Here is a 16,501-nt window from a genome sequence, read left to right as displayed (position 1 = left end):
GTTTAATACAGCATATTAAATCGCGGGTAATTTAACCGCCGCGGGGGGTAAGTTGGGTTCTTTACGCAAACAACTGACAATATAATCAATAAATACGCGCAGCTTGGGGGGTAAATAGCGGGTTGGCGGGTAGAGTAACCATAAGCCACCGCTGTACGAACTGATAAAGCGCCATTCTGGTAATACCGGTACTATCAGTCCCTGTTGCAATGCTGTTCTGGCCGTAAAATAAGGTAGGCTGCCGATACCTATATGCTGCAAGACAGCATCTAGCCTGACACCGGTATGGTTAGCTGCGTAGCGGCCCCGTACCGCGACAGTTACCGCTTTGCTACCTTGACGGAATTTCCAGCGGGCGTCTCCCGGCGTCTCTCCGAGATAAATACAGCTATGGTGCGCTAAATCATGAGGATGCAGGGGAACCTCATGGGCGGCGAGATATTCGGGTGTGGCGCACAACAAATGTTCGATAGTCATCAATTGCCGGCCAATCATTCCAGCAGGGGGTTGGTCAGTAATACGAATTGCCAAATCGATATTTTCATCAATTAAATCAACGTAGCGGTCATCTAAGATCAGTTGTACATCTATTTTACTGTGGCGGCGCAAGAATTCAGGGATATGCGGGTGAACGACAAAACGGCCAACCGCTTTTGGTACACTGATACGAATAAGCCCTTCCGGTTCCAGATTGTACTGGCCACTGACTTCCATCACTGAATTGGCTGCACTAAGCATCGCATGACAGCGTTTAAAAACCTCTTCGCCACTTTCGCTCAATCGCAATTTACGCGTAGTTCGTTGCAATAAGCGCGTAGCCAGCGCTTTTTCGAGTCGGCTGACGCTACGGCTGATTGCTGAAGGTGAAACGCCTAACTGGCGTGCAACTGCCGAGAAACTGCCGGTTTCTACCACTTTAACGAAAATAGCCATTTCGCTTAGCAGAGTCAGAGGCGTATTTATGCTCACAGCGCAACAGTCCTTTGAGGTTATGACGGATTATCACGATAGACTGACATTAATATAATCATAATGGAAATGATAAAAGGATAATGATTGTGACTACTCGTCTATTTTTTGATAACGATACGCTGGCTACGGATGTAAATGTCCTGAGTTGTACTCCTGATGGTGAGCGATTTGCTTTAATATTGCAGGCTACTATTTTCCATCCGCAAGGCGGTGGACAACCTTGCGATACCGGTACGATTGGCGGCAGCCCGGTATTACATGTGGTGCAGCAGCAACATCAATTAGTTCATTATGTGGCGCTGCCCGTTGCATTAGGGATACAACCTGCGTGTATCGACAGTGACCGGCGTTTTCTGAATGCACGCATGCATTCCGCTGGGCATATCATTGGCAATATTGGCGAAAGTTATGGCTGGTTGCCAATAAAGGCACATCACTGGCCGGGCGAGGGTCGAGTCTCATTTAAACGAACTGAAAATCCGCATCCAATTGATATTAATACTGTTCAGATAGCTTTAGAGCAGTTTATTCATCAGGATTTAGCCCGACAGACGTTGATCCAGGGTGATTTTCGCGAAATCGGATTTGGTGAATTGCCCGCGTATGCCTGTGGCGGAACACATGTTAGTTCGCTGCGCGATGTGGGAAAGGTTGTTGTTCAGTCCATTTCGGAGAAAAAAGGAGTGATGTCGGTGAATTACACGATTGATTAGTCGGTAATAAATTGTCCTGGCTCTGCACCTGCAACTTCAATGACTTTAGGTATATTATTCAGATCACAGATAAAATAAGCCTTGAAGGAAAGTTTGGTGAATAAAGAAAAGATTGCGCATTTAGACGCGGTAAGCCGCAAAGCCCGTACGGTAATGGAGCGAGAAGGGCTTGATGCTCTGGTGGTCACCGTCTGTGATAATTTCTACTATCTCACTGGGTTCGCCAGCTTCTTTATGTATACCTTCCGCCACACTGGTGCGGCGGTGGCGATTATGTTCCGTGATGCAGCAATTCCTTCGCAAATCATCATGAATGAGTTTGAGGCAGCCAGTGCCCACTTTGATATGCCGAATATGGTGCTAAAAACCTTTCCGGTGTGGGTCGATGTCGACTCTCCACGCAATCCCCTTAATCATCAGACCAAGCGTGAGCGGCCGATTGGCCCGCCAGTTGAAGCTGTTTTTAGTTTAGTCAAAGCAGCGCTTGAGGACGCCGGGGTGCTGGGTAAGACCATTGCCATTGAATTACATGCCATGTCTAACGGGGGAAAAGGTGTTCTGGACAAAGTAGCGCCAGGGCTGAAATTGGTTGATTCAACGCCGTTATTTAATGAAATCAGGATGATCAAAAGCCCGTGGGAGATTGAACATCTGCGCAAAAGTGCTGAGATAACCGAGTTTGGTATTGCCCGTGCAGCGAAAGAAATTCGCGTCGGTTGTACTGCGGCACAATTGACGGCGGCATACAAAGCCGCAGTAATGACGTTCCCGGAAACGAACTTCTCCCGTTTCAATCTTATTTCGGTTGGCGATAACTTCTCGCCTAAAATGCTGGCGGATGACACCCCAGCTAAGCCGGGAGACTTAATTAAGTTTGACTGCGGTGTGGATGTTGCAGGTTATGGTGCCGATCTGGCGCGAACTTTTGTTCTGGGGGAGCCGGACCCACTAGCAAAGCAGATATATGACACCATTAGAATCGGTCATGAACATATGCTCTCAAGGGTGGCACCGGGGGTTAAATTAAAAGATGTTTTTGATTCCACCATGGACGTCATTAAAAAATCGGGCTTGCCACATTATAATCGTGGTCATCTAGGGCACGGTGATGGTGTATTTTTGGGATTAGAAGAAGCACCTTTCATCAGTACATTAGCGACTGAAACGTTCCAGCCTGGGATGGTGTTAAGCCTTGAAACACCCTATTACGGTATTGGGATCGGTTCGATTATGTTAGAGGATATGATTCTCATTACTGATAATGGTTATGAGTTTTTAACTAAACTCGATCGCGGCTTACAACGTTGTGACTAATCTGCGCTGAACATCTCACTTTATGTGAATTAAATTCATCTTGGAAAATAGACTCTAGCTATTTTAGCTGAGCCTATTTTTCTTAGGTCAAAATCGTATATGACAAACATTCAAATAGTTATAAAAATTATTCATATAAAATAATGAGTTAAATTGTAGAAGTGTTTTAATAGTTTGGTTACGGGCATTTTGGCAGTAAGACCTGATTTTCAATCAGTTCATTCTTAATGATAACGGTAGTGATAATATACTATTGCTAATAATAGCGGACTTATTTTCTAGTTATAAGATAAATAATATTTTAGATATTAAAATTAAAAGTAGTAAAAAAAAACAGGCTAAAACAGCCCGAAAATCAAATCGTGCTACCCTTTTGCAGACGACTGTATCGCAGGATTCCCTTAGTGAAAATATTTCGTCGCTAAATTTTGCCTTTTTAAAGAATTTTCTTCTAAGATTAATCTTAATTTCATTAAAACTAACCGCTATAACACATTTTCACCTCTATTAATCGCTGGAATAACAATATTCTATAATAATTCGACAACAGTATTTTCTTTCAACTATCCTATTTAACATGCTGTAATACATTCTAAGGACTTCATTTCATCATAATTCCATAATGAAAAATGGATGTTCGTGAAGTAGCTTTCCTTGATCATCAAACAAGTTGCTGGCTTAAGGGTTATATAATGTATAACGCATTTACAACACTACTGCGCCCGTTGCACCGGCACAGAATAACTTTATTAGCGCTATTAATTTCCGGCCTTTCAGTTAATCCAGTTTTGGCAGATACACAGTATGATTCGTTAATCATCCAAGCCAGATCAGGAGATACCGCGCCGGTCCTTGACTACTTACAAAAAGAATCCAAATCTGGCCCTCTCAATAGTGGGCAGGTAGACGACTGGCTACAAATAGCCGGTTGGGCAGGGCGTGATCAAGAGGTCATTGACGTTTACGAAAGATACCACTCTTCAATGAATCTCTCTTCGCGGGGCTTAGCGTCAGCAGCGCGTGCATATCGCAATGAAAAACGTTGGGATCAGGCGTTGGCATTGTGGCAAAGCAGTTTAAAGAAAGACCCAACCAACCCAGATCTTATCACTGGCATGATAATGACTCAGGCGGATTCCGGGCGCGGTGGTGAAGCTTTACAGCAAGCGAAAGACCTGGCTGCGCGTGACCCTTCTGCAAAAAACTATATGACCCTCTCTTATCTTAATCGGGCAACCAACCGCAATTACGATGCTTTACAGGCCTCGAGTGAGGCGGTACGACTGGCACCGGAATCTGAGGAAGTATTAAAAAATCACCTCGAGATTCTGCAAAGAAACCGTATTGCCGATCCTGCGTTGCAGCTTGCCAAAGAGAATCCAAAATTAGTGACCGCAGAGCAATATCGGCAACTTGAGCGAGATGCTGCAGCGGAACAAGTCCGTATGGCGGTACTACCAACACGCAGCGAGACGGAGCGATTTTATATTGCTGATCAAGCGTTGGCTGATTATCAGGATTTGTTAGCCCGCTGGAGCAAAGATCCCGAAGCGCAGGCCGATTATCAACGTGCTCGTATCGATAGATTAGGCGCGTTATTGGTTCGCCGTAATACCGAACAACTCATTAAAGAATATGAAGGCATGGAAGCCGAAGGCTACAAGATGCCGGATTATGCACGTCGCTGGGCGGCATCTGCTTATATCGATCGCCGGATGCCAGAAAAAGCAGCGCCCATCTTGACCAGTTTGTATTACGCCGATGGCAAAACATTCCGTAATAGCGATGATTTACTTGATGCAGATGATCTCTATTATTCGTTGAATGAAAGTGAACAATTGGATAAAGCACATCAATTCGCTAAAAACTATAGCGAGCAAACGCCGTATCAGGTTGGCGTTTATGGTCTGCCAGGTAAAGAGCCGAATGATGACTGGATGGAAGGGCAGACTCTGCTGGTTCAATCCCTGGTAGCACTCAATGATCTGCCTGCGGCGCAGAAAAAACTGGAAACGCTATCCAGTACTGCTCCTGCTAACCAGAATTTACGTATTGCTCTGGCCGGTATCTATTTGGCAAAAGATTTACCACGTAAATCTGAACAAGAATTGAAAGCAGTAGAGTCATTGGCGCCACGCAGTCTTATTCTGGAACGTGCACAAGCTGAAACTGCGATGGATTTGCAGGAATGGCATCAGATGGAGTTACTCACTGATGATGTGATTACCCGTTCTCCTGAAGATGTTCCCTCTCAGGAGCTCGATCGTCAGCGCAAAGTGCATAACATGTATGAATTGCGTGTAACCGGGAATCGAACTATTTCTTCCAACAGCCCAATCAGTGGTAACAAGGATTTTGGCGTTGAAACCTTGCTGTATAGCCCCCCGATAGCTGAAAACTGGCGGGTATTCGGTGGTGGCAGCTACGACAATGCGCAATTTGAAGAAGGAAAAGGCATTAATCGTGCGACACGGCTAGGGGGCGAGTGGACATCCCGTGACCATTGGGTTGAGGCTGAAGTGAATAATCAGAATTACGGTTTTGGTAACAAAACCGGTGCTCGGTTATCGACTTGGTACGATTTTAATGATCACTGGCGCGTTGGCGGGCAGGTTGAGAGACTGGCCAAAGATACCCCATTGCGGGCATTAAAAAATAATATATCCGCTAACAGTGCGTCAGCATATGTGTTCTGGAAAGCAGATGATCGGCGTGATGCTGAAATTAGCGTGACACCGTCACGTTTCTCTGACGGCAACAACCGTTGGGAATACGAGTTCAACGGACGCCAGCGTGTCTGGACGGGCCCTTACCTGACGGCAGATCTTAGCTTAGGGTTAGCGTCGAGCCATAACACCAAAGAGGATGTGATTTACTATAACCCGAAAAGTGATTTCACTTACGTCCCTGCCATTACCCTAAACCACATTATGTATCGCCACTATAAAACCGTCTGGAGCCAACAAATTCAGCTCGGTGTTGGCGGTTATTGGGAGAAAAACTTCGGTAATGGTCTGGTAACCACGGCAGGTTATGGGCAACGCATTCAATGGAATGATGTCGTGGATACTGGGATAGCAGTGACCTACGATAAGCGCCCCTATGATGGTGTCCGTGAGCACGATCTCTCGCTCGCTTTCGATTTGAATTACCGTTTCTAAGGGATCAGCGCCATGGCGAAGATACTATTTTTTATACGAATACTTGTAGTAGGAATGATAACGGTGCTGGCCTCGGTGTGTTATGCAGAGAAACCGGTATTCGTTCCACCCGCTGAGCGGGCATTGCCGCTAAGTGAAAGGCCGTGGCAAAAAAATACCTTTGTGGTTATTGCTTATCACGACGTTGAAGATGAATCCGCAGACCAACGCTATCTGTCAGTAAGAAGCAGCGCATTAAGTGAACAATTGGCCTGGCTAAAGGATAATCGTTACAACGTGGTGTCTGTTGATCAGATTTTAGCGGCCCGTAATGGTGGCGCACCGCTGCCTAATAAAGCCATTTTACTGACCTTTGACGATGGGTACAGTAGTTTTTATAACCGTGTTTACCCATTGTTAGAAGCCAATAATTTGAGTGCAGTACTGGCTCCAGTGGGGACTTGGATCGATACGCCACCGAATAAGAAGGTGGATTTCGGTGGTTTAAGTACTGATCGCGATCGTTTTCTTACCTGGAAACAGATCAGCGAAATGGCTAAATCAAAACTGATTGAAATCGGTGCACATACTTACGCTTCCCATTACGGCGTGATAGCAAACCCGCAGGGGAATACCGAACCGGCAGCAGCCAACTTGATTTATGACCCTAAAACGAAAAAATATGAAACTGAAGCGGCTTTCAAGCAGCGGATGGAAAAAGACGTTACCTTGATAACTCAGCGTCTTATTCAGGCAACGGGCAAGCAACCGAGAGTCTGGGTTTGGCCATACGGTGCAGCCAATGGAACCGTGTTAAATATCTTACGCCAACACGGTTACCAGATGGCTATGACACTGGAGCCCGGTATTGGTAACGTCAATGATCTGATGAATATACCGCGTATCTTGATCAGTAATAATCCGTCGTTGAAAGACTTTGCCCAGTTGGTTACCTCTGTGCAGGAAAAAGACATCATGCGGGTGGCGCATGTTGACTTGGATTATCTCTACGATCCAGACCCGGTACAGGAAAAGGAAAATCTCGACAAACTGGTACAACGGATTTCTGATTTACGCGTCACCACGGTGTTCCTGCAAGCATTTTCTGATCCGAAAGGGGATGGCAATATTCGTCAGGTATACTTCCCTAACCGTTGGATACCAATGCGCCAGGACTTGTTTAACCGCGTTGCCTGGCAACTAGCATCACGCCCTGATGTGGATGTTTATGCCTGGATGCCGGTGTTGGCATTTGAGATGGACCCGTCGTTACCACGGATTAAGCGTATTGACCCAAAAACAGGGAAAACCAGTATCGATCCGGATCAATATCGTCGCCTATCGCCATTTAACCCGGAAGTCAGACAGCGCATCATCGATATTTATCGCGATATGGCCTATAGCGCACCGATTGACGGGATTCTCTATCATGACGACGCGGTAATGTCTGATTTTGAAGATGCATCGCCGGATGCTATCCGTGCATATGAGAAAGCCGGTTTCCCAGGTTCGATTGCTACCATACGCCAAGACCCGGAAACCATGGCCCGCTGGACGCGATATAAGAGTAAATATCTGGTTGATTTTACTAATGAGTTAACACGTCAGGTGCGTGATATCCGTGGTCCACAAGTAAAATCTGCCCGTAATATATTTGCTATGCCGATCTTAGAACCGGAAAGTGAAGCATGGTTTGCGCAGAATCTTGATGATTTCCTGGCTAACTATGATTGGGTTGCCCCGATGGCAATGCCGCTAATGGAGAAGGTGCCGTTATCAGAGTCTAATGAGTGGCTATCGCAATTAGTTAATAAAGTTGCAGAGCGCCCTGGGGCCCTGAATAAAACCGTATTTGAACTGCAATCGAAGGACTGGACCAAGCCTGAGGGCAGCAATGCCATCAGCGGCCCGATACTGGCGGGATGGATGCGCCAGTTGCAGTTAAATGGCGCGCAAAATTTTGGTTACTATCCGGATAACTTTATCACTGGCGAACCACCGCTAAAAGATGTCCGCCCTGTGCTATCTTCTGCCTGGTACCCTTTATATGATCGATAGAATTATTGCGTTACTCATCCTATGCCTAGTACTGAGTATACCTGCGGGTATGATCCTGCTCTTTACTGGTGATGTGTTGCTGAATTTTGTTTTCTTCTATCCGCTCTTTATGTCCGGTATTTGGATAACCGGTGGTGTCTATTTTTGGCTACGCCGAGAAAGACACTGGCCGTGGGGCGATGATGTGCCCGCACCGGAGCTAAAAGGTAATCCGTTAGTGTCTATTTTAATCCCTTGTTTTAATGAGGGAGAGAATGCGCGGGAAACCATTCACGCGGCATTGGCACAGACTTACACCAATATTGAAGTGATCGCCATTAACGATGGCTCCAGTGATGATACTGCACAAGTGCTGGATGGCCTGTTGGCTGAGGACTCGCGGTTGCGTGTTATTCATCTGGCTCATAATCAGGGTAAAGCTATTGCTCTGCGTATGGGAGCAGCAGCGGCACGTAGTGAATATCTGGTATGTATTGATGGTGATGCCCTACTGGACAGCAAAGCGGTGCCTTATTTGGTCGCGCCGCTGATTGCGAATCCACGCACGGGTGCTGTTACCGGTAACCCGCGAATCCGTACGCGCTCAACGTTGGTTGGCCGTGTGCAGGTTGGTGAGTTCTCTTCTATCATCGGGCTGATTAAACGGACACAACGTGTCTATGGTCAAGTTTTCACCGTCTCTGGTGTGGTTGCTGCGTTCCGTCGCCGAGCACTGGCGGATGTGGGCTACTGGAGCCCGGACATGATCACGGAAGACATCGATATCAGTTGGAAATTACAAATTAGGCACTGGTCAGTATTCTTTGAGCCTCGTGGTTTGTGCTGGATTTTGATGCCGGAAACCTTACGTGGTTTATGGAAGCAACGTTTGCGTTGGGCGCAGGGCGGGGCTGAAGTTTTCCTGAAAAATATGTTTAAGCTGTGGCGCTGGCGTAATCGCCGTATGTGGTTACTGTTTCTTGAATATTCACTGTCGATAACCTGGGCGTTCACTTACCTGTTCAGTATTATCCTGTTCCTACTGGGATTGGTTATTACTTTACCGCCAGGTATCCATGTACAAACAGTCTTCCCACCGGCCTTTACCGGGATGGTACTGGCGTTGACTTGCTTGATGCAGTTTGCGATAAGCTTGGTCATTGAACGGCGCTATGAGCCTAAACTGGGTAGTTCACTGTTTTGGATTATCTGGTATCCCATGGTCTACTGGATGCTGAGCTTGTTCACCACAGTGGTTTCGTTCCCCAAAGTCATGCTCAATACCAAGCGTAAACGTGCGCGTTGGGTTAGCCCTGACCGTGGGATCGGGAGGGTTAAACCATGAGTGCACCTCTTATTCACACTGAACAGCGGCTGATACCGCGCTGGATCGACATTATTATCACGGCATTGGCCTGGATAGGTTTTATCTTTCTGTTCGTGAAAGGTTTTCTCGACATGATTGGTAGAGCGCCGAATATGGGGCCGATTCCGTTCAGAATGTATATTATTAGCGGCCTGACAACCTTGGCATTGTATGCGGCGATTGCGGCATTCAATGCCGTGGTAATCATCGTCTGGGCTAAATACAATCAGGTGCGTTTTCAGGTAGAACGTCGTGGGCATCGACCACATCTGAATGATGATGAGTTGGCTAGCAGTATGGAACTTTCAGCGGAGGTGGTGGCTCAGCTTCAAGCGGGTTCCTGTCTCACGTTATATAATGATGAACATGGGCAATTACTGGACGTCAAAGAAGGACTACAGCTTCCCACCGTTGCACCGGTAGTTAATCTACGCCGGGGGTGATGGGCCATCATCTCTGAATACCTGATAGTAAGTTATTCTGTACTTATATCGGGTATTCAGACCCTGCTTGCTATTATTTCAGCTATTTCCCGCCAAAAAACGTCACTTTGTTTTGCCATTCTTGCCTTATATATTGCTATGATTTGGCAGGAATTACCGCGCGTGAAATCATTGAGTATCGTAATAATTGATATTCCTCTGCCAGTTGTGTTTAAAAGGAGCATACAGTGAAGCAAAACCATTTTGGGCAAACTATCGGCACTGAATTACCGCATTGGCAATCAGCGCAGCAACCTCAGCGTGAGATTTTACCCGGCCATTTTTGCTATCTCGCGCCAGTGAATGCAGACAAGCATGAAGCGTCGTTATATCAGGCGTATCACATGGCGAAAGAGGCCGATGACTGGACTTATTTTTATTGTGAACGACCTGAAAATGAAGCTGATTTTCATCTCTATCTGCAAACCCTGATCAATGCACCGGGGGCTGTCCACTATACGGTTATTGATGCACAGACGGGCCTTGCATTGGGGACGGTAGGCTTACAGCGAATTGATGAGAATAATGGTGTTATCGAGATAGGTTCAGTGAATTGGTCGCCACGTTTAAAACGTAACTCGGCAGGGACAGAGGCAATATATTTACTATTACATTATGTCTTCGATAAATTAGGCTATCGGCGCTGTGAGTGGAAATGCGATTCATTGAATGAACCCTCAAACTCTGCTGCGTCTCGTTTTGGTTTTCAGTATGAGGGCCAATTTCGTCAGGCGATTGTGACTAAAGGGCGCAATAGAGACACCAATTGGTATTCCATAACTGATCGTGAATGGCCATTAATTAAGCAGGCATTTAGTGATTGGCTGGCTCTGGAGAACTTTGATAGTGAAGGCCGACAAATAGCACGTTTACAGGATTTAAGAATCAGCCGTTAGAGAGGATCTGGTTAATTACATTTGAGTTTATTCTATTGTATTAATGATGTTTTTTTATTTTCGTCTTTACTTATAACCCAAATAAAAAAGGTAAAGGCGAAATTACAAAGCTCGTTTGATGCAGGGAGTAAAACAGGGCTTAATAGTATAGCGCGATGCAAAAAATAATCAGAGCAAAAAATGAGCAAATAAAAAAATTATATTTTTTTACATTTTGAGATCGCGAAACTTAAGAGTGTCATTATACTGTAATCATCTGGCGGTATTTTTCACACGGTGCATAGCTTAGGCTGTTGTTTATCACTGCGGGGATCGCTAATGCTAGAGTCCATGATTGGGCTGTTAAGACAAGACCACTGTTTTACCCAAGCAACTCGTTGTTACGAGGGCTCCCCCTCCGACTCTCATTTTCCAGCAGTACTGTCATTATCTATCCCTGATATATTTTTGTCTCCAGCGTTATTGTTTCAAGTATTCATGTCACGTAATAACTCCCTTGCGATATCGTTCTCACCCCAGACCTGTTTTTACCCAAGTCATTTTGGGGCCTGGGTGTTGACGCTACTCGCATTTTTCATTGGCTATTATTGGCTGCGAAGGAAGCCAAAAACCTCATCCGTATGTGAAACATATACCCAAAGTAATTCGAGTTGCAGGAAGTCAACACACATGCAGCTTGAAGTATGACGGATATAATCGCGCAGGCAACCGCTGCTGCGGTAGGTGAAACAAACTGTAAGGTGCCACTATGGGAAGACAGAAAGCAGTGATCAAAGCTCGTCGTGAAGCGAAACGCGTAATTAGACGTGATTCACGTAGCCATAGTCAACGTGAGGAAGAAAACGTGACATCGTTAGTGCAAATGGGCGGTGTTGAATCAATAGGTATGGCACGGGATAGCCGTGATACCTCCGTTATTCAGGCGCGTACGGAAGCTCAAGGTCATTACTTATCAGCCATAGACAATAAACTGCTCATCTTTGCGACCGGCGAAGCTGGGTGTGGTAAAACCTTTATCAGCGCGGCTAAGGCCGCAGAAGCACTGATTCACAAAGAAGTTGATCGGATAATTGTGACGCGACCTGTACTACAGGCTGATGAGGATCTGGGGTTCTTACCTGGTGATATCTCTGAGAAGTTCGCGCCTTACTTCCGCCCGGTGTATGACATTCTGCTGCGCCGGCTCGGCTCGTCTTTCATGCAATACTGCCTGCGCCCAGAAATCGGCAAAGTGGAAATTGCGCCTTTCGCCTATATGCGCGGGCGTACCTTTGAGAATGCGGTAGTGATCCTCGATGAGGCACAAAATGTAACCGCCAGCCAAATGAAGATGTTCCTAACCCGTCTCGGTGAAAATGTTACGGTCATCGTTAATGGCGATATCACCCAATGCGACCTTCCGCGTGGTGTGAAATCAGGTCTCAGTGACGCGCTGGAGCGTTTTGCTGAGGATGAAATGATTGGTATCATCCGCTTTGATAAACAGGACTGTGTCCGCTCTGCACTCTGCCAACACACTCTAAATGCCTATTCATAACTCAGTGTTATGAATGGATGACCCGATAAAAAAGGGCAAGCGCGATAAACGCTTGCCCTTTGCTTATCCCTTGGCGGGCATGAAGTTACAGCATGATAGTCATCATATAAGCGGCAAATAGCGCCAGATGGGCGGTACCATTAAGTACGTTGGTTCTGCCGGTGGAAAATGATATTTGCGACAAAATCAACACGCTGACCATCACCACGATATGTGGCGCTTCCAGACCAAAGTTCAACTCTTGCCCGGTGATTACCGCAATCAAGGTAACCGCAGGAACGGTCAGTGAAATGGTTGCCAGCACTGAGCCGAAGAACAGGTTCATCGCACGCTGTACCTGATTAGCCAGCACCGCTTTTAACGCCCCTAATCCTTCAGGGGAGAGGATTAGCAGAGCAATCAGGAAACCGGTAAATTTAGCCGGTGCATTTAACTCAGTAAGCAGTGCTTCTAATGGATTGGCATCAAATTTGGTAACGGCTATTACTGCTATTAAATGAATTAACAACCAAAATGTGTGCCACAAGCTACTGTGTGAGGATGGCTTACCATGGTGAGGGTCACTCGGGTCGTCACCTTCATCCTCATGTTCATACACAAATAGACTTTGGTGCGTTTTGGTTTGAATCAGCAGAAAAACACCGTACATCGCGGCTGAAATTGCTGCAACAACCAGTGATTGAGCCACGCTAAAGTTGCCGCCGGGCAGGGTACTCGGTAGCACCAACACAATGATAGCCAGCGGGAATATAGCCATCAGATACTGTTTAATGCCTACCAGATTGACATGCTGGGTAGCAAATTTTCGACCGCCGAGCAGCAAGGAAACACCGACCAATCCACCAATCACAATCATGATGATTGAATAGAGCGTATCGCGCATCAGGGCGGGTGCGGCATCACCTGTTGCCATCATGGCTGAGATCAAACTGACCTCAAGCACAACAACCGACAGACTGAGGATTAAAGAGCCATAGGGTTCTCCCAGGCGGTGTGCTAATACGTCGGCATGGCGCACTACGCTAAAAGCACTGCTCAGGATACCCACAAGTGCGATCAGGTTGATAACAATAACAGCAGCAAAATTGCTGGTATCACCCCAGATATTAAGAATGACCAATGCAATGATCGGCAGGATGAGGGAGTATTCGTGATGGCGAGATTTAGATCGGCCAGGATCATTTTGCGACTTCATTTCGAGAGCGCTCCTAATAACTTTACTGCATTAAACGGGCATTAGAGCCATTTAATGATAATTAAGTGCCATATTGTAGGCTAAGTAGCTTTAAGACTAACAAATAACAGGGAATTGTCGCAGAAAATTTACAAGGTTTTAACTGGAAAGGGTAAAAAAATAGCTATGAAAACGGACACTACAGGGTAATGTCCATTGATTTTACAGATATTAATTAATCTTACTCGTCAATATTGTCCATAACTTCATGGCGCTTATGGTGATAATCTTCTTCATTCAGGCCTTCGCGCCAGTAGGGTACAGCATAAAGTTGCTGCCGCTCACACCCTTTTTCTCGGCGCAGATAACGGCGCAATTGCACCACCATGCTATCTTCTCCCGCCAGCCAGAATGTTGACTCTTCCATCAGCAGATTCAGCGCACAGAATTGGGTTATCACATCACCTGTTTTTTCCGTACCCCCAATGACCCAACTCAGTTCCAACCCGGCAGGTTTAATCAGATTCAATACATCTTGCGGGCTATCTACACGGATGATGGCATGGCCTTCGGCATTTGCAGGCAGGGTTTCCAGTAAGGCGGCAATAGCGGGCAGTGAGGCGGGGTCACCCACTAGATAGCTGTATGCCGCTGCTGGCAACATAGTTTCCGGTCCACCAGGATTGGTAATCCCTAACCAATCACCGACTTTGGCATTGCGGGCAAAATCGACCGCCGGACCACGGTGATCATGAATAGCAAACTCAATATCCAGCTCACTCAGTTCTGGGCGAGAAGCACGAACAGAATAGGTTCGAACAATCGGACGGACCTCGGCGGCAGGCCAGATTGGACCTTTTTCACCAAGTACTGGCAGTTCCGGCTGAGTTTGGCTCGCCAAAGGTAGGAAGATTTTCAAATGAGCGCCCGCGCAATCAGACGGGTAATTCTGCAATGTCGGGCTATGGAAGGTGATTCGACGTAAATGCGGTGAGGTATCCACTATCTTTTTCACCTGAACCAGACGCGGTGGAACTGGGCGATGTGTGGGTTTTGCTGCGGTTGATCCTGTGGTCACAGTTTATCCTTCTTATCCTATGATGTTTTATTCTTGGTCATCAGCCAGCAGAGGTTGTGGCTTATAAAGGGATAAACTATAACATCAACCAATGTTAATGATAATTATTTGCATAAAAAGAGTGCGATAGGCTGCAACGGCGCATTTGCCCCACAGATATGTAGGGCAAGATGAATTGATTGCTTAATTGATGGGTTTTACAATTGCCGTTCGACGGAAATGCAATCTTAAACGCAACATAGTGACCAGTGCGATAACCATCACGACCATTGCAGCCAGCGGAAGTTGCTGTAATTGCAGACCAAAAGCCAGCAAGGTGCCACCGAACCAGGCGCCCAATGCATTACCTAAATTGAACGCGCTTTGGTTAAAGGTTGATGCCAGATTAGGGGCGTCACGGGCCTGATCCACTACTAATAGTTGTAACATTGGGCACAAGGCAAAAGCCACAATACTCCAGATAAACAATGTCAGTAGTGCCGGTAAATAGAAACCAATGGTGTAATGCAGCGCCAGCAGGATAGCTATCAGTATGGCGATTAGTCGGGTCATGGATCCCACCAGGTTTTTGTCGCCTAAACGACCTCCCATCACGCTGCCGATGGACAACCCAACCCCAAGAATCAATAACACCACAGTAACGCCATGTTCAGAAACTCGCGTCACCTCACGCAATAATGGTGCAATATAAGTGAAAACAGTAAACAGGCTGGCATTGGTTAATACTGATAGCAGTAAGGCGGTTTGCACTTTTTTCTGCATCAGGGTTTTGAATTCCAGCTTAGGACTGATTCTCTTCATCGGAATATTATTCGGTAACCAGGCGATTACCGCGATGATAGCTACAATACCAATAGCACTGACACCCCAGAAAGCGGCTCGCCAACCAAAAGCTTGTCCAACTGCTGTACCTAATGGCACACCAAGTACATTTGCCAGTGTGACACCCATAAAGACTAATGCTATTGCCCGCGCCCGGCGGTTAGGTTGGACCAAATCAGTGGCGACCACCGATGCCAAACCAAAGAAAGTGCCATGGCAGAGCGCTGCAATAATACGGGCAGCCATCAATAAGTTATAGGTTTGTGCCAATGCACACAGGACATTGCCAATAATAAACAGGACAATTAAACCCAAAAGTGTGGATTTACGCGGGATTCGCGCCGTTGCAATAGCCAATAAAGGTGCGCCGATTACCACACCCATGGCATAAACAGAAACCAACATCCCGGTTTTAGGGATACTGACCCCCAAGTCATGGGCAACTTCCGGCAATAACCCCATAATTACAAACTCGCTGGTACCAATGCCAAAGGTAGCAATGGTGAGTGCGATAATAGCCAATGGCATGAGTAACTCCTGAACAGCCTTACATACATAAAAGGCTGAATAACATCAATGTCAACTCACTCCCTGGCATGAATATGAAGGAGATAAAGTCTTGGCAGATGAATTTTATTAAGCGATTTTAGCACCGAGCCAAAAGGGCGTCTAACGGCAAAGTACGATCCTCTGGGTAACTGACGCATCAGTAGGGGAGTCGGCGCTCTACCGGCAATACCAATAGCTCTGGGTATATTAAAAAGTAATTAAATATAGCTGATTTTAATTTCTCCCCCAAAATTAGAAGCCCCTCTATTTCCCCTATCTTTTTGATAATTTGGGTTATTTCAATTTTTACCACCATAGTATAGTGATTTACGTATGCCATAAGCTTTACTTAGCACAAAAAAACATAAGCAACGGTTTTTTTGTATTTGTTGGTGGCCATTTTCCCCCGTAAATCTATCTA

12 protein-coding genes and 1 pseudogene are annotated in these 16,501 nt (G+C 46.2%); 9 read left to right on the top strand and 4 right to left on the bottom strand.

Features of this window, described 5'->3' with window-relative positions:
- Positions 1-15 precede the first annotated feature (15 nt).
- Positions 16-969, bottom strand: a complete 954-nt coding sequence (locus V1955_RS12320) for a LysR family transcriptional regulator (RefSeq protein ID WP_372569100.1) — start codon at positions 967-969, stop codon at positions 16-18.
- Between the two features lie 89 nt (positions 970-1,058).
- On the opposite strand from V1955_RS12320, the gene V1955_RS12315 reads away from it, so the two are divergent.
- The 9 genes and pseudogenes from V1955_RS12315 to phoH all read left to right on the top strand — a co-directional run bounded on the left by V1955_RS12315 (position 1,059) and on the right by phoH (position 12,457).
- Positions 1,059-1,685 (top strand): alanyl-tRNA editing protein, encoded by a 627-nt coding sequence (locus V1955_RS12315; RefSeq protein WP_420073614.1) that lies wholly within the window; start codon positions 1,059-1,061, stop codon positions 1,683-1,685.
- Positions 1,686-1,781: 96 nt separating this feature from the next.
- A complete protein-coding gene (locus V1955_RS12310) occupies positions 1,782-2,999 on the top strand; it encodes a M24 family metallopeptidase (protein ID WP_420073613.1) in 1,218 nt (405 codons plus the stop codon).
- 692 nt (positions 3,000-3,691) lie between these two features.
- Positions 3,692-6,160 carry a poly-beta-1,6 N-acetyl-D-glucosamine export porin PgaA gene (pgaA, locus tag V1955_RS12305; RefSeq protein WP_083159065.1) on the top strand — a complete coding sequence of 823 codons (2,469 nt, stop codon included), beginning with the start codon at positions 3,692-3,694 and terminating at the stop codon, positions 6,158-6,160.
- A 12-nt stretch (positions 6,161-6,172) separates the two neighbouring features.
- Positions 6,173-8,197, top strand: coding sequence for a poly-beta-1,6-N-acetyl-D-glucosamine N-deacetylase PgaB (gene pgaB, locus V1955_RS12300; protein ID WP_372569103.1), 2,025 nt, complete (start codon positions 6,173-6,175; stop codon positions 8,195-8,197).
- The gene (gene pgaC / locus V1955_RS12295; RefSeq protein WP_083159063.1) at positions 8,187-9,521 is read left to right on the top strand and encodes a poly-beta-1,6-N-acetyl-D-glucosamine synthase; all 1,335 of its coding nucleotides are present in this window, start codon (positions 8,187-8,189) and stop codon (positions 9,519-9,521) included. Before pgaB ends, pgaC begins: the two co-directional genes overlap by 11 nt.
- Entirely contained in the window at positions 9,518-9,985 is a 468-nt protein-coding gene (pgaD, locus tag V1955_RS12290) for a poly-beta-1,6-N-acetyl-D-glucosamine biosynthesis protein PgaD (RefSeq protein WP_083159062.1), read from the top strand. The genes pgaC and pgaD overlap by 4 nt, the downstream gene beginning before the upstream one ends.
- A 227-nt stretch (positions 9,986-10,212) precedes the next feature.
- A complete protein-coding gene (locus tag V1955_RS12285) occupies positions 10,213-10,920 on the top strand; it encodes a GNAT family N-acetyltransferase (RefSeq protein ID WP_442820944.1) in 708 nt (235 codons plus the stop codon).
- A 318-nt stretch (positions 10,921-11,238) separates the two neighbouring features.
- Positions 11,239-11,546: pseudogene (locus V1955_RS12280) on the top strand (hypothetical protein).
- Positions 11,547-11,668: 122 nt separating this feature from the next.
- Positions 11,669-12,457, top strand: coding sequence for a phosphate starvation-inducible protein PhoH (phoH, locus tag V1955_RS12275; protein ID WP_442820943.1), 789 nt, complete (start codon positions 11,669-11,671; stop codon positions 12,455-12,457).
- An 85-nt stretch (positions 12,458-12,542) separates the two neighbouring features.
- Here phoH and chaA read toward each other — a convergent pair whose 3' ends face one another.
- The 3 genes from chaA to V1955_RS12260 form a co-directional block, all read right to left on the bottom strand.
- A complete protein-coding gene (gene chaA, locus V1955_RS12270; protein ID WP_083159060.1) occupies positions 12,543-13,652 on the bottom strand; it encodes a sodium-potassium/proton antiporter ChaA in 1,110 nt (369 codons plus the stop codon).
- A gap of 220 nt (positions 13,653-13,872) precedes the next feature.
- Positions 13,873-14,709 (bottom strand): siderophore-interacting protein, encoded by an 837-nt coding sequence (locus tag V1955_RS12265; protein ID WP_442820942.1) that lies wholly within the window; start codon positions 14,707-14,709, stop codon positions 13,873-13,875.
- A 183-nt stretch (positions 14,710-14,892) separates the two neighbouring features.
- On the bottom strand, positions 14,893-16,059 hold the full coding sequence (locus tag V1955_RS12260) for an MFS transporter (RefSeq protein ID WP_083159058.1): 1,167 nt from the start codon (positions 16,057-16,059) through the stop codon (positions 14,893-14,895).
- Between the last annotated feature and the right edge of the window lie 442 nt (positions 16,060-16,501).

Origin of the sequence: Yersinia sp. 2545 StPb PI, from assembly GCF_052217125.1 — a bacterium.
In the GTDB taxonomy this organism is placed as follows: domain Bacteria; phylum Pseudomonadota; class Gammaproteobacteria; order Enterobacterales; family Enterobacteriaceae; genus Yersinia; species Yersinia enterocolitica_E.
The sequence above is the reverse complement of the archived record's forward strand: the minus strand, read 5'-3'. Positions and strand labels throughout refer to the sequence as shown.